Origin of the sequence: Bowdeniella nasicola (assembly GCF_900107735.1) — a bacterium.
GTDB classification, from domain to species: Bacteria; Actinomycetota; Actinomycetes; order Actinomycetales; family Actinomycetaceae; genus Bowdeniella; species Bowdeniella massiliensis.
This window is the reverse complement of record NZ_FNQV01000011.1, coordinates 1-25373: the sequence shown is the minus strand read 5'-3', so window position 1 is coordinate 25373 and position 25373 is coordinate 1. Positions and strand designations below refer to the sequence as shown.

The 25373-nt window shown below is 63.3% G+C and carries 28 protein-coding genes; 17 read left to right on the top strand and 11 right to left on the bottom strand.

Going from position 1 to position 25373, the window contains the following annotated elements:
- Positions 1-34 precede the first annotated feature (34 nt).
- Positions 35-775 (top strand): DUF1801 domain-containing protein, encoded by a 741-nt coding sequence (locus tag BLU67_RS08900; protein WP_092565131.1) that lies wholly within the window; start codon positions 35-37, stop codon positions 773-775.
- A complete protein-coding gene (locus tag BLU67_RS08895) occupies positions 772-1314 on the top strand; it encodes a hypothetical protein (protein ID WP_092565129.1) in 543 nt (180 codons plus the stop codon). The genes BLU67_RS08900 and BLU67_RS08895 overlap by 4 nt, the downstream gene beginning before the upstream one ends.
- Here BLU67_RS08895 and BLU67_RS08890 read toward each other — a convergent pair.
- On the bottom strand, positions 1256-1996 hold the full coding sequence (locus BLU67_RS08890; RefSeq protein WP_092565127.1) for a FadR/GntR family transcriptional regulator: 741 nt from the start codon (positions 1994-1996) through the stop codon (positions 1256-1258). The genes BLU67_RS08895 and BLU67_RS08890 overlap by 59 nt on opposite strands.
- A 79-nt stretch (positions 1997-2075) precedes the next feature.
- On the opposite strand from BLU67_RS08890, the gene BLU67_RS08885 reads away from it, so the two are divergent.
- The 4 genes from BLU67_RS08885 to BLU67_RS08870 are packed head-to-tail and all read left to right on the top strand — an operon-like array spanning position 2076 to position 6634.
- Positions 2076-3734, top strand: coding sequence for an L-lactate permease (locus BLU67_RS08885; RefSeq protein ID WP_092565273.1), 1659 nt, complete (start codon positions 2076-2078; stop codon positions 3732-3734).
- Positions 3735-3786: 52 nt separating this feature from the next.
- Positions 3787-4500 (top strand): (Fe-S)-binding protein, encoded by a 714-nt coding sequence (locus BLU67_RS08880; RefSeq protein ID WP_092565271.1) that lies wholly within the window; start codon positions 3787-3789, stop codon positions 4498-4500.
- Between the two features lie 2 nt (positions 4501-4502).
- Positions 4503-5975, top strand: a complete 1473-nt coding sequence (locus BLU67_RS08875) for a LutB/LldF family L-lactate oxidation iron-sulfur protein (protein ID WP_092565125.1) — start codon at positions 4503-4505, stop codon at positions 5973-5975.
- Entirely contained in the window at positions 5972-6634 is a 663-nt protein-coding gene (locus BLU67_RS08870; protein ID WP_261977084.1) for a LutC/YkgG family protein, read from the top strand. The genes BLU67_RS08875 and BLU67_RS08870 overlap by 4 nt, the downstream gene beginning before the upstream one ends.
- Here the strand turns inward: BLU67_RS08870 and BLU67_RS08865 are convergent.
- Entirely contained in the window at positions 6631-7260 is a 630-nt protein-coding gene (locus BLU67_RS08865) for a hypothetical protein (protein WP_092565123.1), read from the bottom strand. The two genes, BLU67_RS08870 and BLU67_RS08865, sit on opposite strands and share 4 nt — an antisense overlap.
- Positions 7261-7351: 91 nt before the next feature.
- On the opposite strand from BLU67_RS08865, the gene BLU67_RS08860 reads away from it, so the two are divergent.
- Entirely contained in the window at positions 7352-8347 is a 996-nt protein-coding gene (locus tag BLU67_RS08860; protein ID WP_092565121.1) for an asparaginase, read from the top strand.
- A 65-nt stretch (positions 8348-8412) separates the two neighbouring features.
- The gene (locus BLU67_RS08855) at positions 8413-9315 is read left to right on the top strand and encodes an SDR family oxidoreductase (protein ID WP_092565119.1); all 903 of its coding nucleotides are present in this window, start codon (positions 8413-8415) and stop codon (positions 9313-9315) included.
- Here BLU67_RS08855 and BLU67_RS08850 read toward each other — a convergent pair whose 3' ends face one another.
- Entirely contained in the window at positions 9316-10023 is a 708-nt protein-coding gene (locus BLU67_RS08850) for a PIG-L deacetylase family protein (RefSeq protein WP_092565117.1), read from the bottom strand.
- Position 10024: 1 nt separating this feature from the next.
- A complete protein-coding gene (locus BLU67_RS08845) occupies positions 10025-10591 on the bottom strand; it encodes an NADPH-dependent FMN reductase (protein ID WP_092565115.1) in 567 nt (188 codons plus the stop codon).
- Between the two features lie 46 nt (positions 10592-10637).
- Here BLU67_RS08845 and BLU67_RS08840 point away from each other — a divergent pair, with 46 nt between their 5' ends.
- From BLU67_RS08840 to BLU67_RS08830, 3 genes are all read left to right on the top strand, one after another.
- Complete coding sequence (locus tag BLU67_RS08840; RefSeq protein ID WP_176780761.1) at positions 10638-11252, top strand: rhomboid family intramembrane serine protease; 615 nt, start codon at positions 10638-10640, stop codon at positions 11250-11252.
- Positions 11253-11365: 113 nt separating this feature from the next.
- Complete coding sequence (locus BLU67_RS08835) at positions 11366-12628, top strand: NRAMP family divalent metal transporter (RefSeq protein WP_092565111.1); 1263 nt, start codon at positions 11366-11368, stop codon at positions 12626-12628.
- Between the two features lie 6 nt (positions 12629-12634).
- On the top strand, positions 12635-13438 hold the full coding sequence (locus BLU67_RS08830; RefSeq protein WP_092565109.1) for a putative hydro-lyase: 804 nt from the start codon (positions 12635-12637) through the stop codon (positions 13436-13438).
- Here BLU67_RS08830 and BLU67_RS08825 read toward each other — a convergent pair.
- From BLU67_RS08825 to BLU67_RS08815, 3 genes are read right to left on the bottom strand one after another with little or no spacing between them, the layout of a single operon-like run.
- Positions 13428-15182: an acetyl/propionyl/methylcrotonyl-CoA carboxylase subunit alpha gene (locus tag BLU67_RS08825; RefSeq protein ID WP_092565107.1), complete on the bottom strand. Its 1755-nt coding sequence runs from the start codon at positions 15180-15182 to the stop codon at positions 13428-13430. The genes BLU67_RS08830 and BLU67_RS08825 overlap by 11 nt on opposite strands.
- Complete coding sequence (locus tag BLU67_RS08820; RefSeq protein ID WP_092565104.1) at positions 15179-16783, bottom strand: 5-oxoprolinase subunit B/C family protein; 1605 nt, start codon at positions 16781-16783, stop codon at positions 15179-15181. Before BLU67_RS08820 ends, BLU67_RS08825 begins: the two co-directional genes overlap by 4 nt.
- A complete protein-coding gene (locus BLU67_RS08815) occupies positions 16780-17535 on the bottom strand; it encodes a LamB/YcsF family protein (RefSeq protein WP_092565102.1) in 756 nt (251 codons plus the stop codon). Before BLU67_RS08815 ends, BLU67_RS08820 begins: the two co-directional genes overlap by 4 nt.
- A gap of 67 nt (positions 17536-17602) precedes the next feature.
- On the opposite strand from BLU67_RS08815, the gene BLU67_RS08810 reads away from it, so the two are divergent.
- Entirely contained in the window at positions 17603-18097 is a 495-nt protein-coding gene (locus BLU67_RS08810) for a flavin reductase family protein (RefSeq protein ID WP_092565100.1), read from the top strand.
- Here the strand turns inward: BLU67_RS08810 and BLU67_RS08805 are convergent.
- Positions 18081-19055 (bottom strand): hypothetical protein, encoded by a 975-nt coding sequence (locus tag BLU67_RS08805; protein ID WP_092565098.1) that lies wholly within the window; start codon positions 19053-19055, stop codon positions 18081-18083. The two genes, BLU67_RS08810 and BLU67_RS08805, sit on opposite strands and share 17 nt — an antisense overlap.
- A gap of 56 nt (positions 19056-19111) precedes the next feature.
- On the opposite strand from BLU67_RS08805, the gene BLU67_RS08800 reads away from it, so the two are divergent.
- Positions 19112-19576 carry a tRNA (cytidine(34)-2'-O)-methyltransferase gene (locus tag BLU67_RS08800; RefSeq protein ID WP_092565096.1) on the top strand — a complete coding sequence of 155 codons (465 nt, stop codon included), beginning with the start codon at positions 19112-19114 and terminating at the stop codon, positions 19574-19576.
- 3 nt (positions 19577-19579) lie between these two features.
- Here the strand turns inward: BLU67_RS08800 and BLU67_RS08795 are convergent, their stop codons facing one another.
- The 3 genes from BLU67_RS08795 to BLU67_RS08785 all read right to left on the bottom strand — a co-directional run bounded on the left by BLU67_RS08795 (position 19580) and on the right by BLU67_RS08785 (position 21987).
- Positions 19580-20395: a TrmH family RNA methyltransferase gene (locus BLU67_RS08795; RefSeq protein ID WP_261977083.1), complete on the bottom strand. Its 816-nt coding sequence runs from the start codon at positions 20393-20395 to the stop codon at positions 19580-19582.
- Positions 20396-20398: 3 nt separating this feature from the next.
- The gene (deoD, locus tag BLU67_RS08790; protein WP_092565094.1) at positions 20399-21106 is read right to left on the bottom strand and encodes a purine-nucleoside phosphorylase; all 708 of its coding nucleotides are present in this window, start codon (positions 21104-21106) and stop codon (positions 20399-20401) included.
- An 80-nt stretch (positions 21107-21186) separates the two neighbouring features.
- Positions 21187-21987 (bottom strand): aldo/keto reductase, encoded by an 801-nt coding sequence (locus BLU67_RS08785; RefSeq protein WP_092565092.1) that lies wholly within the window; start codon positions 21985-21987, stop codon positions 21187-21189.
- Here BLU67_RS08785 and BLU67_RS08780 point away from each other — a divergent pair.
- From BLU67_RS08780 to BLU67_RS08765, 4 genes are read left to right on the top strand one after another with little or no spacing between them, the layout of a single operon-like run.
- Positions 21979-22791, top strand: a complete 813-nt coding sequence (locus tag BLU67_RS08780) for an HAD-IIB family hydrolase (RefSeq protein WP_143027390.1) — start codon at positions 21979-21981, stop codon at positions 22789-22791. The two genes, BLU67_RS08785 and BLU67_RS08780, sit on opposite strands and share 9 nt — an antisense overlap.
- Positions 22788-23138, top strand: coding sequence for a hypothetical protein (locus BLU67_RS08775; RefSeq protein ID WP_092565088.1), 351 nt, complete (start codon positions 22788-22790; stop codon positions 23136-23138). Before BLU67_RS08780 ends, BLU67_RS08775 begins: the two co-directional genes overlap by 4 nt.
- A complete protein-coding gene (locus BLU67_RS08770) occupies positions 23105-24718 on the top strand; it encodes a metallophosphoesterase family protein (RefSeq protein WP_092565086.1) in 1614 nt (537 codons plus the stop codon). Before BLU67_RS08775 ends, BLU67_RS08770 begins: the two co-directional genes overlap by 34 nt.
- Positions 24715-25320 carry a vitamin K epoxide reductase family protein gene (locus tag BLU67_RS08765; protein WP_092565084.1) on the top strand — a complete coding sequence of 202 codons (606 nt, stop codon included), beginning with the start codon at positions 24715-24717 and terminating at the stop codon, positions 25318-25320. Before BLU67_RS08770 ends, BLU67_RS08765 begins: the two co-directional genes overlap by 4 nt.
- Positions 25321-25373: the final 53 nt, after the last annotated feature.

Sequence of the window (25373 nt, the reverse complement as noted above, 5' to 3'; positions counted from 1 at the left end):
GGTGGGGGTGTGGCCAGCACACTAGACTCACGCCATGGCAGAGAACAAAACGATGCCGACGGAGGTCTCCTTCGCGGAGTTTCTTCAGACGGTCCCTGAGCGTCGCCAAGCAGAATCAGCAGAGCTCATCACCATGATGAAGACGATCTCGGGTAAGGAGCCAGTGATGTGGGGGCCATCCATCATCGGGTTCGGTAGCCAGCAATATCGATACGACTCCGGTCGTGAAGGCGATATGCCCCAACTCTCGTTCAGTCCGCGAAAGAGCGCCATTGCGATCTATTTTTCGGAAGGCTTCGAACACTACGGCACCGAACTGAAAGAGCTCGGTAAGCACCGAAGCTCGGTGTCCTGCCTCTACGTCAACAAGCTCGCCGACATCGACGCTGCGGTGTTGGAAGCGATGGTGAAGAAGTCGTGGACGATCGCCAACGCGAGCGCCAAGCCCCGAACCGTTGAGGAATACATAGCTCAAGTGCCGGCCAATGCGCGCGAGCAGTTTCTGGCGCTGCGCTCGCTCGTACGCTCGATCGTGCCAGACCTTCATCATGTGCTGAGCTACGGCATCGTTGGCTACAAGGCGGACCCGAAGAAGCGGGCCCTCGTGTTCATCTCTGGAATCAAAGACCATGTGGGAATCTATCCGGTGCCGCACGATGACGAACTGCGCAAAGAACTTGCTCCGCATATCCGAGGCAAGGGCAGTCTATGGTTCGAACTCGATGGTGAGCTGCCCGAGGATCTCATCACCAAGGTTGTGCAGGAGCTGACGTGAACGACCTCGAAATCAAAGCATGCGAGACGGGGTCGGGAATCTCCTGGGACCGGTGGCTGGCAATCTTAACGCCGCATTCCGATGCTTCTCACACTGAGATCGCCCGCGTGGCGCTCGCCGCCATTGAGGCTGAAGGCAAATCGAGCAGTCCGCAGTGGTGGGCGCAGTCATGCGCGGTCACCTTCGAGCAGGCCATTGGCGTGCGTCAGGTGGGGCAAACGTGCGATGGGAGCTTTTCGGTAACGGTATCTCGCACGCTGGCGGGCGATATGGACGAGGCGCTGTCGACGTGGCAGACGATGACCGCCGGGCGCGAAGACTTTGCGGGCACCGTGACCGTGGGGGAGCCGCGCGTCAGCTCCACCGAGAAGTGGCGTTACTGGCGCTGCGACCTGGACGATGGCTCCAAGGTCAGTGTCAATATCCAGACCAAACCTGCCGGCGATAAATCGACCCTGGCGGTCAATCACGACAAACTTGCTAGCGCTGCTCATGTCGAGGTGTGGCGAGCGTTTTGGAAGTCGTTTCCGCAGAAGTAAAAAGCTCCGAGTAGGCGGTGCGGATGTGGTGTTCCGCAATCTCGGCAGCGCGCTTCGCATCGCGCGAACGCAGGGCATCGACTAGCGCCTGATGCTCCGAGGCTAGCCGGCGACGAAACGCTTCCCAGTCCTCCAACTCGCGCGAGGCGCGATAAATGGGGGCCGCCACCGAGGCGCGCACGGCGTGGGTAAGGTCAGCCACCAGGTCATTGCCGCTCACATGAGCGATCGCGATATGGAATTCCGTGTCGAGTTCGTTGAATCCGTCGAGATCAAGGTCTGGCCGAGCCATCTTTCTCGCCAGTGCGGCAACTTCCGTCAGCTGCTCGTCAGTGGCGCGATCGGCCGCAAGGTTCGCACTTGATGTCTCTAATGCGATTCGCGTTTCCATGATCGAAGACAGATCAAAACCGCCGAGTTCGACGTGGAGTCGGACCAGCGTAGCCAGGGCATCGGCAGGAGAGGGCGAGATCCTCGTTCCACTCGCAGGACCGCGACCGACCCCCGAGGTCATGATGCCCTGTGCTTGGAAAACTCTGATGGCTTCGCGCACCGCGGTGCGCGAGACCCCCAGGTGGGAGGCCAGTTCGCGTTCGGGCATGACTTGGTCCCCGGCGACCAGGCGGCCGCTCGTGATTTCGTCGTCGATGTAACGCAGCACCGCATCGACACTCGCCTGCATGAGACCAATTATGTCGGGTTGCGCCAATTTTGTAAGGTTAGACCATACATGTATGGTCTAACCATATCTAGTAATGGCCATGATCACCGGAGTGACGATGACGTTCCAGCCCGACATAGCCCCTTTGGGCAGCCTCGCGGTTTCCGCCCTCGTGGCGCTCTTGCCCCTCGTGACGATGTTCGTCACGCTCGGTATTCTGCGGTGGAAAGCTCACCTGGCGGGCCTCGCATCGCTGGCCGTTGCCCTGATCGTGGCGGTCGCGGCATTCAAGATGCCCGCATCCCTGGCATTGCTCAGCGCCACCCAGGGCGCGGCCTTCGGAATCTTTCCCATTACCTACATCGTTCTCGCAGCGGTCTGGCTCTATGAGCTGACTGTTGTGTCCGGCAGATTTGAAGACCTGCGGGCGACCTTTGGCCTGGTGAGCGATGATCCTCGGATTCTCGCGATCCTTATTGCCTTTTGTTTTGGTGGACTACTCGAAGCGCTTGCTGGTTTCGGTGCACCGGTAGCCATCACGGGAGTCATGCTGGTCGCCGTCGGCTACCGTCCGATGCGGGCCGCGGTCACGGTACTCATCGCTAATACGGCGCCCGTCGCGTTTGGCGCCGTCGCCATTCCGATCATCACGGCCGGAAACCTCACCGGCATCGACTACCACGAAATCGGCGGGTATGTGGCTGCCCAGACCGCGTCACTTGCATGGTTCATCCCGCTCATCCTGCTGCTCGTGACCGATGGGGTGCGCGGACTGCGCGACGTCTGGCCCGTAGCCCTCGTCGTGGGTGTGTCCTTCGCGCTCGGCAAATGGATTTCGGCGAATTACATCTCCGTCGAGCTCACCGATGTCATCGCCTCATTGCTGGCGCTGGCCGCATGTGTCGCCTTCCTGCAAGTTTGGCGGCCGAGAGGAACCAAGGAAGCGCAAGAGCGGTTGCGGCAAGAAGCCGGCGGCGAGGCTATCGCGCCGACCGCTCGCCGCGAACTCACTGCCCAGCGGATTGCGATGGCGCTCGTGCCCTACATCCTCGTCGTCGTGGTCTTTGGCATCGCCAAGCTCGTGCGGCCTGTCACGTCGGCATTGACTGCAACCGACCTCACCTTCGGGTGGCCGGGCCTCGATGGCCGAGTCCTGACTGCTGCGGGCGAGGTATCGATCTCAACGGTCTATACCCTGTCCTGGCTGTCATCTCCTGGCACGATCTTGATCCTGACGGGAGTCATTGTCGCCCTCGTGTATCGGGTATCGGCGAAGCAAGCCGCCCGGACATTCATCGAGGTGCTTGGCCGACTTCGGTTTACCTTCATGACCATTGGTTCGGTCCTGGCGCTCGCCTACGTCATGAACTTCTCGGGGCAAACCCATGCCATCGGTACCTGGATTGCTGGGACGGGGGCGGCCTTTGCCTTCCTTTCTCCCATCCTTGGCTGGATTGGTACCGCGGTGACCGGATCAGATACCAGCGCTAACGCACTGTTTGCCACGTTGCAACAAACCGCTGCCATCAATGCCAATATCGATCCGACGCTCCTCGTCGCCGGAAACACCTCCGGTGGCGTCGTCGGAAAGCTCATCAGTCCTCAAAACCTCGCGATCGCGGCGACTGCCGTCGGCCTGGTCGGTCGAGAGTCTGACATTCTTCGAAAGGTCGTCGGTTGGTCCGTTGGCCTGCTCATTGTGCTGTGCCTACTCGTAGGCTTGCAATCAACCCCCATCCTGTCGTGGATGCTGCCTTAGGAGATTTGCGTTGACCACCGTCGCTCTGTTCGCCACCTGCATCAATGACACGATGTTTCCCTCGACGCCAAAAGCGGTCGTCAAAGTCCTGCGTCGCCTTGGCTGCGATGTTGACTTTCCGCGGGAACAAACGTGCTGTGGGCAGATTTTCACAAATACCGGTTACTTCGATGAGGCGACCAGTTCGGTGCAGACCTATCTACGGGCCTTCGAAAAATACGACTACGTCGTAGGCCCCTCGGGTTCCTGCATCGGCGCGATTCGCCACCAACATCCGATGCTCGCCCGGCGCCTACTGGAGCGAGGGGAGATATCGGAGCGCGTCGTCGACAGGATCGATCAGATCGCAGAGAAGAGCTACGACTTTCCCGAGTTCCTAATCGACGTCCTCGGTGTCAGCGATGTGGGCTCCTACTTCCCGCACCGCGTCACCTACCATCCGACGTGCCACTCGCTGCGCATTACGAAGGTCGGGGATCGGCCCTACCAACTGCTAAAGGCAGTTCGTGGACTGAGCTTGGTTGACCTGCCCGATGCGGACCGGTGCTGCGGGTTTGGCGGGACCTTCTCGGTGAAGAACCCGGATGTCTCGACCGCCATGGCAGCCGATAAAGCGCGAAACGTCGCGGCTACCGGCGCCGAGTATCTCGTGGCCGGCGACAACTCGTGCCTGATGAACATTTCGGGAGTACTTGATCGGACGAAGGCCGGAATCAAGCCCATTCATCTCGCTGAAATCCTGGCCCACACCGAAGGAGATGCGTGACCATGACGGAGCATCGGCTCACCCCAGCGCCGCCCGAGGGCGACCTCACGGACTCGCCCCGTTTTCCTGCAGCAGCCAAGGCAGAAATCGGTAACGTCCAACAACGCAAGAACCTCTATCACGCCACACACACGATCCGCGCCAAGCGGGCGAACGCCGTCGCCGAAGTGCCGAACTGGCAAGAGCTGCGCGCAGCGGGCGAAGCGATCAAGAACCGGGTGCTGCGAAACCTCGATACGTACCTGATGCAACTGGAAGAGTCCCTCACTCGTAACGGTGCGACCGTTCATTGGGCGCGCGATGCCGCGGAAGCCAACGCGATCGTCACCGACCTCGTCAAGGCCGCCCAAGCCCAAGAGGTCGTCAAGGTGAAATCGATGGCGACCCAGGAAATCGAGCTTAACGAAGCGCTCGAGGAGGCAGACATCGCCGCCTGGGAAACTGATCTCGCCGAACTCATCGTGCAGCTTGGTCACGACCGGCCCAGCCACATTCTCGTGCCGGCGATTCACCGTAACCGCAGCGAAGTACGCGAGATCTTCCTTGAGGAGATGGGGCAGTACGGAACTCCCGCGCCTCCGGATCTGAGCGATGACCCGGCCGATCTGGCGGGAGCCGCGAGGACACATCTGCGGGACAAGTTCATGCGCGCATCGGTAGGGATTTCCGGTGCCAACTTCGCGATCGCGGAGACTGGCTCGCTGGTCGTCGTGGAATCGGAAGGCAACGGCCGAATGTGCCTGACGCTGCCCGAAACCCTCATCTCGGTGGTGGGTATCGAGAAGGTTCTGCCGACGTTCGACGACGTCGAAGTCTTCATGCAGTTGCTGCCGCGAAGCTCGACGGCAGAACGAATGAACCCCTACACCTCGGTGTGGTCAGGGGTGAGCGAGGGCGATGGACCGACAAACGTCCACGTCGTTCTGCTCGATAACGGACGGACCAACGCGCTGGCCGATCCCGCCGGGCGGGAAGCGCTGCGGTGTATTCGGTGCTCGGCTTGCTTGAATATCTGCCCAGTCTTCGAAAAGGTGGGCGGGCACGCCTACGGTTCGGTCTATCCCGGACCGATCGGCGCGATTCTCAACCCACAGCTGCGGGGCACCGAGTCCGCGGTCGATAAGTCGCTGCCGTTTGCTTCCTCCCTGTGCGGTGCCTGCAACGACGTGTGCCCGGTCAAGATCCCGATCGCGGACCTGCTCGTGCACCTGCGCGGCAAGGTGGTTGATTCCAAGCGAGGCACACCGAGTGCCGAGGCAGCCATGATGAAGGCTGGCTCCTGGGTCATGGCAGATCACGCCCGGCTGGAAGCCGCGCAACGAGCCTCGGGACTTAGTAGCAAGGCGCTCGGCCGGTTCACCGACCACATTGGCGCGTTGCCGTGGCCCATCTCTAAGTGGACGAACGCTCGGGATGTGCCACTGCCACCCGAACAGTCCTTCCGGCAGTGGTGGCAGGAGGAGGAAGACAAGTGAGCACCGCACGTGAGGAGATGCTGGCGCGAGTGCGCAGCGCACTTGCCGACATTCACGACGGCGATCCCGAGATGAATGCGCCGATCGACTGGAGCTATGCGGAGGCTGTCGAGCTTGACGGCGAGCTGCTCGACGTCTTCGCCGAACGGGTCGCGGAATATCGCGCAACGGTCGTGCGATGCACCCCGAAAGACCTGCCAAACCGCGTGGCTAGCGCCATTGATGATCTGGGGGCGGATTCGATGCTCGTCCCTCCCGGACTCGAACGCGGCTGGCTCTCGGAGTTGCCATCTGAGGTCCGGCTCGTGACTGAGGATGAGCCGCTGAGCCCCGAGCGCCTCAACGATATTGCGGGCGTCATTACCGCCGCAGCGGTCGGCATCGCGGATACGGGAACCATCATCATGGACCACGGCCCCGACCAAGGGCGAAGAGCGCTGACCTTGGTGCCCGACCGTCACGTGTGCGTCGTACGGGCAAGCCAGGTGGTTTCGGGAGTCGCCGAAGCCGTCGCTCGCGTCAAACCCGCCGTGACCAGTGGCCAGCCGCTGACCTGGATTAGCGGCCCCAGTGCCACGAGCGATATCGAACTCTCCCGTGTCGAGGGTGTACACGGACCTCGCAACCTGTACGTCATCCTCGTAGCGGAAACTGACTAATCGCTCGCGGGCAGGTCGCGATGAAAATCGCGGCCGGCCGCGATGTGCCACTGCTCGCCGGTGAGCTGCGGATGGTGAGGCGCTCGAACGATCGCCCACAGGAAGAACACGAGTTCGGCGACCTCGGATCGCAGGCGCCAGCGTACGGCCCCTGCCTCGGCGCGACCCAGAAGCTCGATTTCTTCTGCTGCCGTAATCGAGACATAGTCGAGCGCACCCCAGCCCCAAAAGTGGATCCCACTGCTCGTTACCAAATAGAACCCGAGCTGGGAGACGCACAGCGCTCCGGATTCGCCCGCCACCCACCGGGGAGTCATAGCAGCCTCGGCGGCGCGGCGCCGGCGAGCATTACGCGCCGCCTGTCCTGCCATGATGCCCGCGCTGATGAGCAGCCCAATCTTACCGGTCGCGAGGAACAGGCCGCGGCTTTTGTCGTAGCTGCCGTCTGAGCCAGGAACAAATGCGGAGAGCTGAAAATTCGACGCCGCAATGATGTGTTCTCGAGCCGGATCGCCCTGCATCGCAAACGGTACGGGCACGATCGGAAGATTACGCTGGGCCATGATCGAATCGACGAGAGCAAGCAGCGCGTTGATCCGGGGATCCTGCGTCCGAGAGCTCGACATGTCACCTAGCTTACCGAGCGTGAGAACGCGCAGCGGGTTCGTCTCCCTGAGCCACGTGGGCTATAAAGATTGGAGACGGAAGGAGGCCGACATGTCGCATCGGCCCAGTGTGGCGCTCGGAGCTCTCGGTGGCACCATCGCCATGACACCATCGGACACGAGCGAGGCAGTTACTCCGCAGATGTCGGCGGCGGATCTCATCGCAGCGGTTCCAGGGCTCGCCGATATCGCCAGTATTCGCGCCACCTCACTCAGCAACCTCGCCTCGCCGGCCATGACGATGACAGAGGTCCTTGCCGCGCTTAGTTTTGCGCGTGCGGCCATCGCCGATGGCGCTCGCGGAATCGTCCTGACCCACGGCACAGACACGCTAGAAGAAACGGCCTTCCTCCTCGACCTCCTGTGGGACCAGCCCGAACCACTCGTGATCACCGGGGCGATGCGCTCGCCGAGTCAGCCCAGCGCCGACGGCCCCGCCAACCTCATCGCTGCCATCCGCGCGGCGATCAGCCCCGACCTTCGTGGCTGCGGCGTCCTTGTTGCCTTCAACGACGAAATCCACCTGGCCCGAGCCGTCACGAAGTCCCATTCGACGTCGCTGTCTACCTTCCGTTCGCCCGACTGGGGACCCATTGCGCGAGTTGCCGAAGGATACGTAACCGTCATGCTGAATCCGGCCAAGCGGCTCGATCCGCTGCCAGTTCCGCCACCTTCGGACGTTTCGATCCCGATCGTTGAAGTGGGGCTCGCCGAGGGTGGCAGCTATCTGCCGGCGCTGGCGGCGACGGGGATCGACGCGCTCATCGTGGCAGCCTCGGGGGTTGGCCACATGTCGCCGGCCGCAGCCGACCACTGCGAGGATCTCGTGGCTGGCGGGCTACCCGTGATCTTCGCGACCAAGACGGGTGCCGGGCGGACGCTCGAAGGGACCTACGGATACCCCGGCAGTGAAACCGATCTGCTCTCGCGGGGACTCATCGGGGCCGGCAGCCTCAGCCCGCGCAAGGCGCGCCTGCTCACGCATGTGCTGGTGCACGCGGGCAGGAGTAGAGACCAGATGAGAGGTGAGTTTTTACGGCGCGGCTAAAGTACCCACGCCGGACTCCTTGTGGCGAACGCGCGCGAGATCGCGCAGCGTGATTGCCTGGAGGCATGGCTACCGCGCATGACCAGCTGACCTTCCAAGACCCCGTAACGCGCTTCGCGGAGATTTCCCCGCCGAAGCAACACCAAGAAGAACCCGGCCTCGACGCCGAACTCAAACCCAAGGCCGACCGCGGCGAAGAAACCTACCGTGGCACTGGCCGCCTCAAGGGCCGCAAAGCCCTTATCACCGGCGGTGACTCCGGAATCGGTGCCGCCGTCGCGATCGCCTTCGCGCGCGAAGGTGCCGACGTCGCGATCGGTTACCTGCCGGCCGAAGAAGAAGACGCCCAGCACGTGAAGAGCATCATCGAAGCCGAGGGCCGCACCTGCGTGCTCATCGCCGAAGACCTCTCGACGAAGGACGCATGCGAGAAGCTCGTGGCCGAAGCCGTCGAGGGCCTGGGTGGACTCGATGCCCTCGTCAACAACGCGGGTAAGCAGATTTCGGTCGAGAACTTCGAGGATCTGAGCGACGAACAGGTGGTGGAGACCTTCGACGTCAACATCATCGCGATGTTCCGGATCTGTCAGGCGGCGCTCCCGCATCTCTCCCCGGGATCGACCATCGTGAACTCGACGTCCATCCAGGCGTACTCGCCCTCGGACCACCTCATCGATTACGCCTCGACGAAGGCTGCCATTAATAACTTCACGAAGGGGCTGTCCCAGTCCCTGGCGCCGAAGGGCATCCGCGTCAACGCGGTAGCCCCGGGCCCGGTGTGGACGCCGCTGCAGGTATCCGATGGTCAGCCGAAGGACAAGCTCCCCGAGTTCGGCAAGAACACTCCGCTCGGACGCGCCGGTCAGCCTACGGAGATGGCGCCGTGCTACGTCTTTTTGACCTCGCCGGAATCGAGCTACGTCGTGGGTGAGACGCTGAACGCCAACGGGGGACAGGTATCCCCGTAGCTAGAGCATCTTGATGCGATAGAACCGCTCCGCGACTTGGCCATCGGGCAAACCTGCCTCGGTGGCCATGCGCACGCCACCCTGGCGCAGATTTGCTTCCAGGCGGTCACCGAGGTGCCCAGTCTGGGACTCGTGAGCCTTCAGAGCGGCAATTTTGCGCTCGAAGGTGTCTGTGATGTCGACGTATTCGTTTGCGCTCGGGTGTGCCATGAGCCAGATTTCCGGTACGACGAAGCGGGTGAGGCCTTCTTCCAGCAGTTCGGGGAAGGCATGGGGGTTTTCCGCTGCCGGATAGATCGCGCGCATCGCCGCCTCGCCCGCAGCAAGGTGATCGGGGTGGGAAGCGTGCAGGAAGTCGTACCAGCGCTCCGGTGACTGGAGCAGAACCCGGTCGGGCTGGACCTGCCGGATGATCCGCACGAGGTCGCGTTGCAGATCGCGGGAGGGCTCGACGTGTCCGTCGCGGTAGCCTTCCAAGAACAGTACGCGGGAGACGCCCACGATGTCGGCGGCCGCCCGCTGCTCGGCTTCGCGGATCCGCGGCATGGCGTCCCGTTCTACCGCATCGACGCCGCCGGCATCCCCTCGGGTAACGCAGACGAGCGTAATATCCCAGCCATCATCCGCCCACGTCGCTAGGGTTCCGGCGGCGCCAAAATCGGCGTCGTCGGGGTGGGCGACGATGACGAGAGCTGAACGAGTCGACATGTCAGGCCTGGCTGTGGTCTTCGATCGGGCTGATCGCCTTGTCGAGCGCGTCCAGGAGGCCGTCGGCGGTCTCGCCAAAGGAATCCGGCAGCTCAAGCGTGCCGTCCTTCACGTACTGCTGCGCGAACGGCACGGCGACCAGGGGATGAACGGCCTTCATGTTCAAAGCGAACATCACCGGGGCGAGGGAGTTGACGGCTCGCAGGCCACCCGAGGCGCCGCCATAGGACACGAAACCAATAGGCTTGGCGTTCCATTCGGCAAAGAGATAGTCGATCGCGTTCTTCAGCGGAGCCGTAAATGCGTAGTTGTATTCCGGCATGACGAAGACGACGGCATCTGCGCTTCGCACCGTCTCTGCCCAAGCCTTGGTGTGCTCCAGGCGGTAGTCGCCAAAACGCGGGTGGCGTTCTTCGTTCATCATCGGCAGGTTCATCTCGCGCAGGTCCGCGATCTCGACCTCGAACCGGTCATCGCTGCGAACTCGATCAGCAAACCAGGAAGCGTAGTGACCGCCAACACGGCTGGGGCGCGTCGAGGCAATCACCAGAAGAATTCTCTTTGTCATGTCACCAATCTATCGCGATCATGGGCAATCTGGGCACAATAGTGACGTGATTTCCAACCCGGAGTTTCGTGACCGGCAGCAGCGTTCGTGGGCGGTGCGCCTTGCGCCGCCCCTTGTGATGATCCTGATGATGTGGCTGTGTTACGTGATCCAGGTGGTTGTTGGCCCCGAGGTTTGGCGGGGCTTTGGGATTCCGGCCGGCGGCTGGGGTCGACTCTGGTCCATCGTGACGGCGCCGTTCCTGCACGGCGGCATCATGCACCTGATCAACAACACCATCGCCATGATCTGGCTCGGCATCATGACAGCGGTAGAAGGCCCCAAGAGATTCTGGGCCGTCACGATCACCGCCGCAATCGTCTCCGGCATTGGTGTCATCATGCTCAGTGCTCCGGGCAGTGTCACCGTCGGAATGTCCGGCGTGATCTTCGGGTACTTCGGCTACATCCTGGTCGCTGCGTTCGTCGAACAGAATAGGCGCCACAAGGCTGTTCGGATCGTGTCTCTTGTCGTCTTTTTCATGTGGTGGGGCACGACCTTCTTTGCGGGTTTCATCCCGCAGGGCAACATGAGTTGGCAAGCCCACCTGTTTGGGGCTCTCGGTGGTGGTCTCGTCGCCATCATTACCGAACGGCGAGAAGCGCGAGCCATGCAGCCCTAACGTCACGATTGGGTCAAGATCGGCCCAGGGCGGCATAAGCGTTGCGGAACTCGGCTAGAGTGTGACCACCCTCGCATTGTGATGCGCTAGATCCCTCGACGAAAGAGATCACCATGTCGACCACAGACCCTGCCGGGCCGATCGGTCCCGATTCTACGGAAACGCGCGCTGCTAAAGCGCCCTCGGCAACCGCGTCGGGCACCTTGATCGGTGCCATCTTCCTGATGGCCACATCGGCCATTGGCCCCGGGTTTATCACCCAAACAACCAACTTCACGATCCGAATGGGAGCCGCTTTCGCGGCTGCCATCACGATCTCGATCATCGTTGACATCGCTGTGCAGCTCAATGTGTGGCGAGTAATCGGCGTCTCCGGTAAGCGATCCAATACCCTCGGCAACCTCGTCCTTCCCGGATTGGGATGGGCCATCGGCGCCATGGTGGCCCTCGGTGGGCTCGTCTTCAATATCGGCAACGTCGCCGGCGGTGGACTCGGACTGAACGCCATGCTCGGCCTCGATCCCAAGATCGGTGGCGTCATCACCGCGACGCTAGCCATTGGCGTGTTCTTGTGGAAGGTCGCCGGTAAGGCGCTCGACTCCATCGTCGTGATCCTGGGATTCGTCATGATCGCCCTGATGATCTACGTGACGGTCGTATCCGCTCCGCCGTACGGCGAGGCCCTGAAGCAGGCTGTCATCCCCGACAAGTTCGAGTTCATCGTTGTCACGACCCTCATTGGCGGCACCGTGGGTGGTTACATCACGTACTCGGGCGCGCACCGCATGGTCGACACGGGAATTGTCGGTCCGGAAAATGTTCGACGGATCTCTCGTTCATCGGTGATTTCGATCCTCGTCACCGGGGTCATGCGATTCTTGTTGTTCCTCGCAATCCTTGGTGTCGTGACATCGGGTGTGAACCTCGAGGGCGTGGAGAATCAGGCCGCGGCCGCCTTCGGCGCTGCCGCTGGCGAGATCGGAATGAGGATTTTCGGCGTCATCCTGTGGGGCGCGGCCATTACCTCGGTGGTTGGCGCGGCCTTTACTTCGGTGTCCTTCATGACCAAACAAGGTGCCTCGGTCTGGACGCGGAACATCGTGACGGTGTGCTTCATCGTGTTTTCCACGATCGTCTTCCTCCTGCTGGGCCAAGCTCCGACGACGATTCTTATCGTGGCCGGTGCCGTCAATGGACTCATCCTGCCCGTTGGTTTCGCACTCATTTTGTGGGTGGCGTGGCGCCGGCGCGACCTGCTCAACGGCTATGTGTATCCCGCCTGGCTCCTGGTGATCGGGGTCGTGACGTGGCTGCTGACGATCTTCCTTGGCTGGCAATCGCTTGGCGGCCTCGCCCAGCTGTGGAGCGGAGGATAAGGCCCCATGGTCACGGCACCGCCGCTTGAGGAGGCACGGGACCTTCACCCGCGTGCGGCACGGTCACTGTTCCGGCAGGGACTCACCGTGCCCACGACGGGGTGGTGCGCAGGTTATGCGCAAGCAAACCTCATGATCGTGCCGAAGGATATTGCCTTCGACTTCTTGCTGTTCGCCCAGCGCAACCCGAAGCCGTGCCCCATTCTTGGGGTCCTGGATGCGGGGGAGACCTCCGGACCGCTGCTTGCTGGCGGCGATATCCGCACCGATCTTCCGGCCTATACCGTCTACGAACGTGGCAAGCTCGTCGATACGGTCACGGACCTCACGCCGTATTGGCGCGATGATCTCGTGACCTTCATCCTGGGTTGCTCCTTCACGTTTGAAGCGCCTTTGATGGAGGCCGGGATCCGAATCCCTCACATCGATCAGGGCACGAACGTCTCGATGTATCGAACGTCGATCCGCTGTGAGACTGCGGGCCGGATCTCGGGACCGCTGGTGGTCTCGATGCGCCCAATCGCTGCCGATCGCGTCTCCGATGCCGTGCGGATTACCTCGCGTTATCCCGCGGTGCATGGTGCTCCGGTGCACGTGGGGGAGCCGGCGATGATCGGGATAACCGACTTGGCCAGGCCCGATTTTGGTTCTCCGGTCAACATTCCCGACGGGAGCATCCCGGTGTTTTGGGCGTGCGGCGTCACGCCCCAGGCGGCGGTGATGGAATCGGCGCCCGATCTAGCCTTCGGCCACGGCCCCGGCTACATGCTGATTACGGACGCCAAGGACTCGGACTACCTCATTCCGTAACGATTCGGGCGAGGACGTCGTCGAGCGTGACTTTGTCACCGGTGCTGACTGCGAGTTCTTCGAGGGTTCCGGCACGGTGGGCGTGGATTGGCGTTTCCGTTTTCATGGCCTCCAAGACCACGACGGGATCTCCCTCTTCGAGGTCCTGCCCTTCGCTCGCGACGACCTTGAGGACGGTGCCGGCCATAGGGGAGCGGAGTTCGGCTTGATCACCCGGCTCCTGTCCCGACACCGAGCCGTCGAGCGCATCGAGGGCGCCCCCGTCGCCGCCAGCGACCAAAGCCCGCATGAAGGCCGCGGGAACACCGAGCTTCGCGTTCTTGCCGTCGATCTCGATCATCATGCGCACGCGTTCCTGACTCGGAACCGCCTGCCGGAAGTCGGGATCGTCCTTGATGCGGTCGGAGAACTCTTGCTCGATCCACGTGGTGTACACGCCGAGGCCCTCATCGGAGACGAACGCCTCCTCTTCCAAGATTGCGCGATGGAACGGCAAGACCGTCGTAATTCCTCGGATCCGCAGCTCTTTGAGCGCTCGGCGCGCTCGCCGGATGGCGTGCTTGCGCGAGATTCCGGAGATGATCACCTTGGCGAGCATCGAGTCATAGCGCCCGGAGATCACCGAGTCAGTGTGCACTCCGGTATCGATCCGAATACCTGGGCCGGTCGGTGGGTCGAATACGTCGATCGTGCCCGTGGCGGGCAGGAACCCGCGGCCGACGTCTTCGGCATTGATCCGGAATTGGAAGGCGTGTCCCGTCGGCTGCACATCGCCGTCCAGGGGCACCCGTTCGCCGGCCGCGATCTGCAGCTGGGCGAGGACCATGTCGAGACCGGTGACTTCCTCGGTGACCGTGTGCTCAACCTGGATGCGGGTATTGACCTCAAGGAAGGAGATCGTGCCCGACGCGCCGAGGAGGTATTCCACCGTTCCGACGCCGACGTAGCCGGCTTCGCGGCATATGTCGCGCGCCGAATTGACGATGAGGTCGTTTTGTTCAGCCGTGAGGAATGGTGCGGGTGCTTCCTCCACGAGTTTTTGGTTACGGCGTTGCAAGGAGCAGTCGCGGGTGCCAAGCACAAAGACATTGCCATGCTTGTCGGCGATAACCTGGGCCTCGACGTGGCGGGGTTTTTCTAGGAACTGCTCGAGGTAGCACTCACCGCGTCCAAAGGCCGCCTCGGATTCGCGTACTGCCGACTCGAATGCCTCTTCCACGTCCTGCAGGCGGTGAACGACGCGCATGCCGCGCCCGCCGCCACCATAGGCAGCCTTGATAGCGATCGGTAGCCCAAGCTCTTCGGCGACCTCACGGGCCTTGCGAGAATCGGGCACATTGCCATCGCTACCTTTGACGAGGGGAGCGCCAACCTTTTCGGCGATCTTTCTGGCGGCGACCTTGTCTCCAAGCAGCTCAATCGTTTGGGGCTCCGGGCCAATCCAGATTAGGCCCGCATCGATGACGGCCTGGGCAACATCGGCGCGTTCGGCCAGGAAACCGTATCCGGGGTGTAGCGCGTCGGCGCCGCTGCGGCGCGCGATATCCAAGATCTTCTCGACGTTTAGGTAGGTGTCCGCTACTTCTTCGCCCTCCAGCGAATACGCTTCGTCGGCGACCCGCACGTGCAGGGCCTCGGCATCCGGGTCGGCAAAGATCGCAACGGACGCGATACCCGCTTCCGCGCACGTGTGGGCGATGCGGACCGCGATTTCGCCGCGGTTAGCAATGAGGACCTTCTTCATGACTCGTTTCCTTCCGGTGCCCGCGCACCGATGGCGTCGTCGGCGACGGAGGGTTGGTGGTAGAGGCGGAATCGGATCTTAGATCCCGGGGGCATTTGCGCTAGGACATCAAGGTCATGATGGTTGACGACTCCGATAACTGGGTAGCCGCCGGTCACCGGATGGTCGCGCATGAAGAGCACGGGTTTTCCTTCATGGGGGATCTGGATCGCGCCCGCCACAGTCCCTTCGGAGGGGAGCTCGCCGATATCCCGGCTCTTGAGCGGCATGCCATCCAGGCGCAGTCCGATTCGGTTCGATGTCTCCGTGATCGTCCACTCCTGAGAGAGCAGCAGGTCGATCTGGTCCGAATCGAACCAGTCATCGCGCGGGCCAAGAATGATGGAGGCCGAGACCACGTCTCGGGGTAGCGCCGGGGCATGCTTAGGGTCGGATACAAAACTGGGCCACGCAGCGCTCGCCACCGGGAGTTCCACACCGGGCGCGAGTGGGGCGGGACCTTCCTGGGACAACAGGTCAGCGGAAGCCGAGTCAAGCACCGTCGGAACATCGAATCCGCCGCGAACCGCGAGATAGGAACGCATCCCGCGCTTGGGGGAGCCCAGGGTCAGGCTCTGGCCATCAAGGAGCGCAAATGGGCGGTTGATCGGCGGTGTGTAGTCGGGAACATCGCCGCCCAGGGGAGCTCCCGTGACCGTGATATCGACATCGGCTCCCGCGACGCCGACGACCTGGTCACCGATTGCCGTCACCGATAGGCCACCCATGAGGGACTCGATGACGGCATATCCAACCGGGTTACCCACGAGCAGGTTAGCTCGGCGAGCGCTACGCAGGTCCATGGCTCCCGATTCGGAGACACCGAGGTCCGCGAAGCCTGGGCGGCCCTGATCCTGCAAGAGAGACTGGATTCCGGTTGATTTGATCCGGAGTCCGTGCTCGATTCCCGTGGGCATTGAGGGGGACGTCGTGGAGATCTCGACGAGTTCGTTTACAGCTCGGTATCGGACGATGTTGCCGGGGGCGACGAGTGCGGGCTGATCGGCGCTCGCGTCCCACATGGGTGCGCTCGAGCGGCCAATGAGTTGCCAGCCACCGGGAGTGGAGCGGGGATAGACGGCCGAAAAATGTCCCGCCAATCCGACCGACCCAGCAGGTACCGACGTTCGCGGCGAGTCCCGGCGGGGAACGTTGAGCGAGTCGTTCTCGCCAATGCAATAGACAAAGCCTGGCGAAAACCCGCCAAAAGCGGCAGTCCAGGCCTGGCTGGTATGCGCCTCGATGACCGCCTCGCGGCTCATCCCTAACAACTTTGCAACGTCATCGAGATCCTCGCCGTCGTAACGCACATCGATGACGATTTCCTTTGAATCGCGCTCAATCCGATCGTGGACATCGAGGCCTCGGACATACCTGGCGAGTTCTAGCGCCGCGACCGGCGAGACCGCTCGGACGAGGACGGTTGAAGCCGCCGCGAGGCATTCGACTAAACCGGCAGGCTTGGTCGATGTGAGGGCATGGTGCAGCGCCACGACGTCGTCGAGTGAGTCGAGTTCGACGAGGAAAGCGAGATCTCCGCAGGGGCGAATCGTGCGGTTCATACGAATGCCTGCACCTCAACCCCGGCGTTCGACAGCGCCTCCCGCACCGTACGGGCGAGGTTAACGGCGCTGGGCGTGTCCCCATGCACGCAGATCGATTCCGCCTGGAGTCTGACATCGCTGCCATCGATTGCTTCCAGGACACCTTCGGTGGCGAGACGCACCATGCGTTCGGCCGCGACCTGCGGATCCGTGATGACGGCACCGGCCTCGCGACGCGAGACGAGTGTGCCCTCAGGCGTATAGGCACGGTCCGCGAATGCTTCCACCACGGGCCGCAGTCCCGCCCGCTCAGCCTCTCGGTAAATCACGGAGTTGGGCAGGCATAAGATGGGGAGCTCATCATCAAATTCCACCAGCGCGTCAACGACCGCGCGGGCATGAGCCTCGTGGGTCACGATCGTGTTGTACAGCGCACCGTGCGGCTTGACGTAGCGGATCTTCGCGCCGCGCGGCGCACCAAGGGCCTGCAGCGCGCCAAGTTGATAAAGAACGAGGCTCGTCAGATCGCTCGGGGCAACATCGTGGAAGACGCGGCCAAAATTGGCCAGGTCTTGGTAGGACACGTGGGCGCCAATCGCGACGTTGTTTTCTGCCGCGAGGCCAACCGTCGTCGACATCACTGAGGCATCTCCGGCGTGGAAACCGCAGGCGATGTTCGCCGAGGTCACGATCTGCATCATGGTGGCGTCGTCGCCCATCTGCCAGTTGCTGAAGGACTCTCCCGAATCAGAGTTCAGATCGACGTGCATAAATCTCGTCTCCTTCGTGCCGTCACGCGGTCACTCCATAGTAGTCGGATGATGAGACACTTGTCCTATGAGTGAACTACGGGAGATGTTCCGAACAATTTTTCGTCGCCACGTCGCTGGCGTGACAGTCGTGACCTTCACCGTTGATGGGGAACTGGCTGGATTCACCGCAACATCGGTGATCTCGGTTGCGGCAGCACCGCCGAGCATCGCCTTTGCAGTCTCGCGTGCATCGGGCGCAGGAATGGCGGTTGCGGGCACCTCGGAAGTGATCATTAATTTCCTTGATGACGCCTCCGATGAGGTAGCGACGCGCTTCGCGATGCGGGGCGGTGACCGGTTCCTTCCCGGATCCTACGACCTCACCGATGATGGCGTGCCCTACCTCCCGGGCGCCTCCGCCTGGCTGCGGGCGTCGATCGTGGCGCGCCACGACGTCGCGGATTCGGTCCTCATCGTCGGCGAAGTAACCGAGATTAAGGTGACCGAAGGAGAGCTTGCGCCGCTCGTGTATCTCGATCGCCAGTATCGTCGCCTGGCTCCCATCACCACAGGTGAGTGATATCGCCGTCGGCTAACCTCCAGCGCCACGCGCCCGATGCGCCAGCGGAGTCCACGGCGCACATGTCTCCGGCGATATTCCAGGCGGCGCTCGTCGTCACCCCGACATCAGCGCAGTGCCAGCGCATGAGTTCGTCGCCATCGATCGACAGCAGCACGAAGGTGTTTGTCGCTTCGTCCAAGCAGACGGCATGGGCGCCGTCGGGAGAGACCCCGCCGGGGATCACTTTGCCGATCGTTGGGCGTGCTTCGCGCACGTGATCGGCGCCTTCCCACCACCACGCGCCGCGCGAGCCGTCGGGCCGCAGGTACGTCGTGATCATGCGGGAGCCATCGGGCACCAGGCGTGTGCTCGTCACGATATTGCCGGGTGGCAGCTCGACGGTGATGGTCTCGCCCGTGAGCAACCGGTGGATGGTGATCTCGCTGACGTCGGGGGAGAAGACTGCGACGCTGGCCCCGTCCTTGGAGGTCGTGGCGCGAGCATCGGCCGGCACGTCGAGGTGCAGGAGTTGGGGAGCGCTGCGCCAATCCCGGTACCAGACGTCGAGGGTGTGGCGCTTTCGGTCATCGGAGAGATACGTGATGCCCTGATGGTGGACGTGCAGGACGCGATGGGTGATACCGGCGCCGTGCGCGAGCAGGTGAAATCCCTCGAGGCCGGCCGGAATGTGGGTTGCGACCATATTGAGTAGGGACAGTTGCGGCGTGGTCCCGCCGCCCCAGTCGTGTTCGACGACGATCGTGCGGTGGCCGGGAATGTAGAGCCCGGTGCATGAGGTCGCCAGTGATGTCAGGATGCGAGGTTGACCTTTGCGGCCGATCTCCAGGAGCTGGCGTGGCTCGCTCGCGCTGCGCGCGAGCACACGTCCTTCGAGGTCCACATCCAGGACGACGGGGAGCCCCGGGGCAGGCGTCGGCGCATGGCCGGTCGTCACGCTAGATGTGTCCTGGGTCATAGCGTGATTGTGTCACGAATTTCGATTCGTCGGTGGGACCAATGTCTAATGGGGGAGTGTTCCATATTGTTTTCCACGAGCCGCGGATTCCCGGAAATACCGGGGCCGCAATCCGGCTCGCCGCCTGCACCGGCGCCACACTGCACCTGATCAAACCGCTCGGTTTCGACTTTTCGGATGCGCACCTGAAGCGGGCCGGACTCGACTATCACGATCTCGCTGATCTCGTGATCCACGATGATATTGACGCCATGTTCGCCGCGCTTGCGCCGAAGCGCGTCTGGGCGTTTTCCGGAAAGTCCGAGCGTTCCTTCGCTGACATTTCCTATGACGAGGGCGATGTGCTGCTCTTTGGCTGTGAACCCAGCGGGCTTCCGGACAGCGTCCTTACCGATGATCGGCTTGCGGGCATTGTGCGGATCCCGATGCAGCCTGGTCGGCGGAGCTTGAACCTCGCGAATTCCGCCTCGATCGCCGTCTACGAAGCGTGGCGGCAACACGATTTTGCGGGCGGCGTCTAGGGGCTACCGGGCTCGCAGGGCGTAAAAGGCGACCGCCGCCGCAGCGGCGACGTTCAGCGAATCCACGCCGTGTGCCATCGGGATCGTCACGACGTCATCGCAGGCGGCGATCGTGCGCCGCGTGAGGCCATCGCCTTCGGTCCCGAGCACCACCGCGAGCTTGTCATCGTTTCGAGCAGCGAGCTCATCGATCGTGAGCGCCTTCTCGGCGAGCGCTAGCGCCGCCACGCGAAACCCGAGTGCGCGCAGCTGCTCGATGCCCTGCGGCCACGGCGAGATTCGGGTGAATGGCACCTGGAAGACCGTCCCCATCGAGACGCGCACGGCCCGCCGGTAGAGCGGGTCCGCGCATGATGGGGTGCACAAGATGGCATCGACCCCGAGCGCCGCGGCGGAGCGAAATGCGGCCCCCACATTGGTGTGGTCGACGATGTCTTCCAGGATCGCGACGCGGCGAGCGCCCGCGAGAGTCTCGGCAAGGCTCGGCAACTCCCGGCGGTGCATCGCGGCTAGGGCTCCGCGGTGGACGTGAAAGCCCGTGAGCTGGCGGAGCTCCTCGTCGGTGCCGATATAGACCGGCACCTCGCCGCCGTCGTCGTGACCGGTGGCGCGCCTGATCGTCTCGCGCATCGAGTCCAGCCAACGCTCGGCCATGAGGAAGGAACGCGGCCGGTAACCGGCGGCGACCGCACGCGAGATCACGGTGGAGGACTCCGCCATGAACAGGCCGCGCTCGGTTTCGAGTTTCTTGCGCAGCGCGACGTCGGTGAGGTCCGTGTAGTCCGCCAGGTCACCGGCCTGAGGTAGGGCGATGATCACGCGTCAGCTGTGGGCGGCGGCGATCGCCAGCTTCAGGGCGCCATCGAAGTTCGATTCGCGCTCCTCAGCAGTCATGTCTTTGGACCCGTCGAGCAGGTGGTCCGAGACGGTCAGCACGGTGAGCGCTTCCTTCCCGAACTCGGCGGCGACGCCGTACATGGCGGCGGCCTCCATATCGACGCCAAGGACGCCGTAATCGGCAAGCTTTTGGACCTGGCCGTCGACGACGAGGTAGAAGTGATCGCGCGAGATGATCGTGCCGACGTGCACGTTATCGGCGTCTCCCGCGGCGGCAACCGCGGCCTGGGCGAGGTTAAAGGAGGCGACGGCGGAGAAGTTGACGCCCGGGATCCGGTGCTGATTCATGGCAGAGTCCGTGTGCGCGCCCATCGCGATGATGACGTCGCCGACGGAGACGTTCGGGCTGATGCCGCCCGTCGTGCCGACGCGAATAATGCGTTCGACGCCGTAGAACTTAAACAGTTCGGTCGTATAAATCGTCGCCGAGGGCTGGCCCATTCCCGAGCCCATGACCGACAGCGGCTTGCCATTGACGGTGCCGGTGTAGGCGAGCATGCCGCGCACCTCATTGACGAGCCGAGGCTCGTCAAAGACCTTTTCCGCGATGCGCTTGGCGCGCAGCGGATCGCCCGGCATGAGAACAGCGGGGGCGAAATCGCCGGGGGCGGCAGAAATATGGGGCGTAGCCATGAAAGCTCCTTCACTCAGGTCGTGACCTCAACCCTACCGGTGCCGCGCGCGCCACAGCCGAGCTGGCGGTGAGACGGCGGCTACATCTCCACGTGGGTGGCAGGGTCGCCGCCGATTCGGCCGCGCTCGAGCGACGCCAGGGCCTCGACCTCACGCCCGGTTAACCGGATCGAGCCTGCCGCGAGGTTCTCGGCCGCGCGCTCGGTCGAGTCGGTCTTGGGGATCGGGGCGCAGCCCCGAGCCAGGTGCCAGGCCAGCACCAACTGGGCCGGAGTACAGGCATGCGCGAGCGCCATCGTCGTCACAGTCTCGTTGCTGAGCAGGTCGGTCTTTCGGCCGAGCGGAGACCACGCCTGCACCTCGATGCCGCGCTCCTGGCACCAAGCAAGAAGCGCCTGCTGCGGGAAGTAGGGATGCAGCTCGATCTGGTTAATGGCAGGCCATTCGCCATAGGCGTCGTAAAGCGCGGTGAGGTGCTCGGGCAGGAAGTTGGAGACACCGAGCCGCCGGATCAGGCCCTCCTCGCGCGCGGCCATGAGCTCGCCATAGACCTCGAGGTAGCGCCCAAGGCTCGGCAGCGGCCAATGGATGAGGTAATTGTCGAGGTAGCTAAGCCCGAGGTCGTCCAAACTTCGCTCCAGGCCCGCGCGTGCGCCCGCCACCTGGTCATCGCCCCGCAGCTTCGAGCTCACCGCGACCTGATCGCGTGCCACAGCCGAATCTCGCACGCCCAATCCGACCTCGCGCTCATTGCCGTAGCTCGAGGCCGTATCGATGAGGCGGTAGCCGAGCTCGATCGCGCTTGCCACCGAGGATGCCGGGTCCGTGAGCGCATACGTCCCATATCCGATCGTCGGTATAACATCATCACCGTGAGTCATACCGCCAGTCTTGCATCCCGGCCCGCGCCGTGTCTCGTCGCCTTCGATCTCGACGACACCCTCGCGCCCTCGAAGTCTCAGGTTCCGAACGACGTCGCCCGTGGCCTCATGGAACTCCTTGAGCGAGTACCCGTCTGCGTCATCTCGGGCGGCCAGTTTGCGCAGTTCGAAACGCAACTGCTGCCCCACCTGGACCTCACCGAGGCGGCCAGCGGCAGGCTCCACCTCATGCCGACGTGCGGCACCCGCTACCTCGTTGCCGACGGCTCGGCCTACCGCGAGGTCTACGCGCGCAACCTCAGCGAGGACCAGCGCCACCGCGCAATGGCCGCCGTCGAAGCCACGGCCAAGGAACTCGGGCTGTGGGAGAGCGAGACCTGGGGGCCCGCGATCGAGGACCGAGGCTCCCAAATCACCTACTCCGCGCTCGGCCAGGCCGCGCCGCTGGAGGCAAAGAAGGCATGGGACCCGAGCGGCGAAAAAAAGAACCGGCTGCGCGATGAACTCGCTCCGCAGCTTGCCGATCTGGAGGTGCGCTCCGGCGGATCGACGTCGGTCGATATCACCGCGCGCGGCGTCGATAAGGCCTACGGCATGCGCGAGCTTGCCGCGGCGACCGGCATCGCGCTCACCGACATGCTCTTTATCGGCGACCGACTCGACCCGCATGGCAATGACTACCCGGTCAAGGCGCTCGGCGTGCCATGTCTCGAAGTCTCATCGTGGCAGGAGACCGCCGACGTCATCGCCGAGGTCATCATTCGTCTTGACGAGTCATCGACGCATGACAGACTAAAGGCATGACAACTCCCGAGAAAAAGCCGGACAAGCCGCGGATTGGTTCGGCAAGCCGCACGGAATCGATGCTGCCGTGGATTGCGTTCGTTCTCGCGATCATCGTCGTCTTGATCCAGGCGTCATTCGCCTACTCCACGGGACGCTCCCTCGCGGCCGGCGATCAAACCGCCGCCTCGGTGCTGTTGTTCATCTCGTTGATCGTCTCCCTGGTCGTCGTCGTCCTCGCCGTCGTCGCGCTCGCCCAACGCTGTAAGAACACCTGGGCCACCTTGATCGCGCTCGGAATCGGCGCGAACGTGCTCTTTGTCTCGATCGCCTCATGGCTCGGCTCGTTAGCGTCCACGAGCCCGTAACCCCACGGTTCACGCCGCGGCGCATCGGAGGCGCGATTGCCGCCTTCCTCGCGCTCACGGCGGCGTCCCTTGGCATCGGGTGGGGAACCGCGAAGGTCGACACCGCGATCGGCCCCCACAACGCCGTTATCACCACCACCCTGAGCAGCGATATCCGCGTCACGCTGGGGCCGCTCGGTGCCGTCGTGATCGACTCGCCACTGCCGCGTCCTTTTGGCATCCAGGTCGACGTCCACGAGGTGCCGGCGGCCGATCCCACACAGGATCTCGGCTCCCAGCTCACGGCAAACCTCAACGCCTATCTCCAGCTCGCCGAAAACCCGGAAGCCGCCATCCGGGGTCCCCGCGACGCCCTCATCGCTGACATTCTTGGCCGCGCCGCCATCACCTTTGGTATCGGCCTGATCACGATCACCGCGGTACGGCTCACGGCCCGCGGCCGGGCGCTCGCGGTGACCGCCCGCGTCCTTCGCACCCCGGGAATCGCGCCCCTGCTCGGCGCGACCGCCATCGCCGGCATCGCGCTGCTGATCGCGCCGCTCGCCCGGCATCCCCTGTCCGGCGCCCGGTCCATCGAGGCGCTCGCGAACACGCCACTTCGCGACATCAAGGTCGTTGGCCAACTGGGGCCGCTGCTTGACCTCGGAGCCGATGCGGCGGTCGCCCAATACAACTCGACGATGGACTTCTATGACGGGGTGAACACGGAGATCGCCCGCACCCTCGCGCCCTCGCCCTCGCACGCCGCCTACCGGATCCTGGCCTCCGGTGGCAGCCGCGGTGAGCTCGTGGAAGCCAGCGGCGATGATCTCGTCACCGCCGTTTTCGTCTCCGATCTGCACTGCAATATTTCGCTCGCCGAGCCCATCGCGCGGATCGCGGATGCCGTGCACGCCGATTTCATCATCAATGGCGGCGATACGACGACCAACGGCACGAGCGCCGAGCAGTTCTGCGTGGACGCCTACGCCACGGCATGGCAGGACTATCCCGTTGTCGTCTCCGATGGAAACCACGATTCGAAAACGACGACGGCGCAGGAGCGTGCGGCCGGCTGGCACGTGCTGTCGGGCGAGCGCATCACCGTCGCGGGACTGTCAATCCTGGGCGATATCGACCCCACGATCACCGTGCTTGGGCAAGGAACCTTCGCCGAACGCGAGGAGTCGAAACCCGACATGGCGGCGCGGCTGTCGCAGGCCGCGTGCCGCGGGCCGCTCGCGCTCATGATCGTGCACGACCCCTACACTCAGCGCGTCGCCGAGAATACGGGCTGCGCGCCCATGTGGATCTCGGGTCACGTCCACCACCGGGTCGGGCCGGATCTCGTCGCCGGGAGCGACGGTGCCCAGATCCGTTACACTAATGCCTCCACGGGTCGCGGCCTGAAGGAAAACACCGTCATGGGTCGAATGAACTCCGATGCCGAGATAACGATCCTGCGCTTCGATAAATCCCGCCAGCTTCCGGTCGACTACCGCGTCGTCTCGATCACCTCGAGCGGCTCCGTGAACGTCACGCCGCTGCGGCCCTACTACCAGCTGGCTCCGGCCGAACCTGTCGATACACTGGTGCAATGACTCGCACGAGCCGGACCCCCAGCGTTTTCGGTGCCACCCAGTATGGACTCGTTCTCCTCGTTTGTTCCCTCTTTGGGATCTGGGCGAGCGTGGCCCTGCTCGCTGCCGAGCTCGCATACCTGAAGAACCCGCTGGCGGCCCCGGCCTGCGACCTCAACACGCTCATCGGGTGTGGCGTCTCGCTTCTCAGCCCGCAAGCCCACCTCGTCGCGGGCCTGCCGAACGCGCTGATCGGCGCCATGGCGTTTTCCGTCATTGCGCTGATTGCCCTGCTGCAGCTATCCAAGGTTTCCTTCCCCCGGTGGTTGTGGGTCGCGCTCGTGGCGGGATCGATCGGAGCGCTCGTCTTCGTCGCGTACTTCACCTACCAGTCGGTCGCCGTCTTCAAAGCGCTGTGCCCATACTGCATGGTGATCTGGGCGGCCGCTATCCCCATTGCGGTCTTCACCATCGGGCGTGCCATGGCGCTCGGACACGTGCCGCCACGTAGCGTCGGCACCCACCTGTGGACGTACCGCTGGCTCTACACGCTGGCCGTCATCATGGCCGTGGTGCTCGTCGTGGTGATCACCATGCGTACGCAAATCGCGGCGGTCATCTAGCTGTAGTTCCCCGTGAGGTTGTGAACGCGTTCTGATGGAGTAAGACCACCGAT

What these genes read in the sequence shown, in the direction of transcription:
- BLU67_RS08850 (WP_092565117.1), bottom strand. Translation starts at nt 10,023, where the DNA reads ATGTCGACTCGTTCAGCTCTCGTCATCGTCGCCCACCCCGACGACGCC.
- BLU67_RS08825 (WP_092565107.1), bottom strand. Translation starts at nt 15,182, where the DNA reads ATGAAGAAGGTCCTCATTGCTAACCGCGGCGAAATCGCGGTCCGCATC.
- BLU67_RS08830 (WP_092565109.1), top strand. Translation starts at nt 12,635, where the DNA reads ATGGTCACGGCACCGCCGCTTGAGGAGGCACGGGACCTTCACCCGCGT.
- BLU67_RS08785 (WP_092565092.1), bottom strand. Translation starts at nt 21,987, where the DNA reads ATGACTCACGGTGATGATGTTATACCGACGATCGGATATGGGACGTAT.
- BLU67_RS08900 (WP_092565131.1), top strand. Translation starts at nt 35, where the DNA reads ATGGCAGAGAACAAAACGATGCCGACGGAGGTCTCCTTCGCGGAGTTT.
- BLU67_RS08855 (WP_092565119.1), top strand. Translation starts at nt 8,413, where the DNA reads ATGGCTACCGCGCATGACCAGCTGACCTTCCAAGACCCCGTAACGCGC.
- BLU67_RS08860 (WP_092565121.1), top strand. Translation starts at nt 7,352, where the DNA reads ATGTCGCATCGGCCCAGTGTGGCGCTCGGAGCTCTCGGTGGCACCATC.
- BLU67_RS08765 (WP_092565084.1), top strand. Translation starts at nt 24,715, where the DNA reads ATGACTCGCACGAGCCGGACCCCCAGCGTTTTCGGTGCCACCCAGTAT.
- BLU67_RS08885 (WP_092565273.1), top strand. Translation starts at nt 2,076, where the DNA reads ATGATCACCGGAGTGACGATGACGTTCCAGCCCGACATAGCCCCTTTG.
- BLU67_RS08775 (WP_092565088.1), top strand. Translation starts at nt 22,788, where the DNA reads ATGACAACTCCCGAGAAAAAGCCGGACAAGCCGCGGATTGGTTCGGCA.
- BLU67_RS08880 (WP_092565271.1), top strand. Translation starts at nt 3,787, where the DNA reads ATGTTTCCCTCGACGCCAAAAGCGGTCGTCAAAGTCCTGCGTCGCCTT.
- BLU67_RS08810 (WP_092565100.1), top strand. Translation starts at nt 17,603, where the DNA reads ATGAGTGAACTACGGGAGATGTTCCGAACAATTTTTCGTCGCCACGTC.
- deoD (WP_092565094.1), bottom strand. Translation starts at nt 21,106, where the DNA reads ATGGCTACGCCCCATATTTCTGCCGCCCCCGGCGATTTCGCCCCCGCT.
- BLU67_RS08875 (WP_092565125.1), top strand. Translation starts at nt 4,503, where the DNA reads ATGACGGAGCATCGGCTCACCCCAGCGCCGCCCGAGGGCGACCTCACG.
- BLU67_RS08770 (WP_092565086.1), top strand. Translation starts at nt 23,105, where the DNA reads ATGGCTCGGCTCGTTAGCGTCCACGAGCCCGTAACCCCACGGTTCACG.
- BLU67_RS08815 (WP_092565102.1), bottom strand. Translation starts at nt 17,535, where the DNA reads ATGCACGTCGATCTGAACTCTGATTCGGGAGAGTCCTTCAGCAACTGG.
- BLU67_RS08805 (WP_092565098.1), bottom strand. Translation starts at nt 19,055, where the DNA reads ATGACCCAGGACACATCTAGCGTGACGACCGGCCATGCGCCGACGCCT.
- BLU67_RS08835 (WP_092565111.1), top strand. Translation starts at nt 11,366, where the DNA reads ATGTCGACCACAGACCCTGCCGGGCCGATCGGTCCCGATTCTACGGAA.
- BLU67_RS08890 (WP_092565127.1), bottom strand. Translation starts at nt 1,996, where the DNA reads ATGCAGGCGAGTGTCGATGCGGTGCTGCGTTACATCGACGACGAAATC.
- BLU67_RS08820 (WP_092565104.1), bottom strand. Translation starts at nt 16,783, where the DNA reads ATGAACCGCACGATTCGCCCCTGCGGAGATCTCGCTTTCCTCGTCGAA.
- BLU67_RS08845 (WP_092565115.1), bottom strand. Translation starts at nt 10,591, where the DNA reads ATGACAAAGAGAATTCTTCTGGTGATTGCCTCGACGCGCCCCAGCCGT.
- BLU67_RS08865 (WP_092565123.1), bottom strand. Translation starts at nt 7,260, where the DNA reads ATGTCGAGCTCTCGGACGCAGGATCCCCGGATCAACGCGCTGCTTGCT.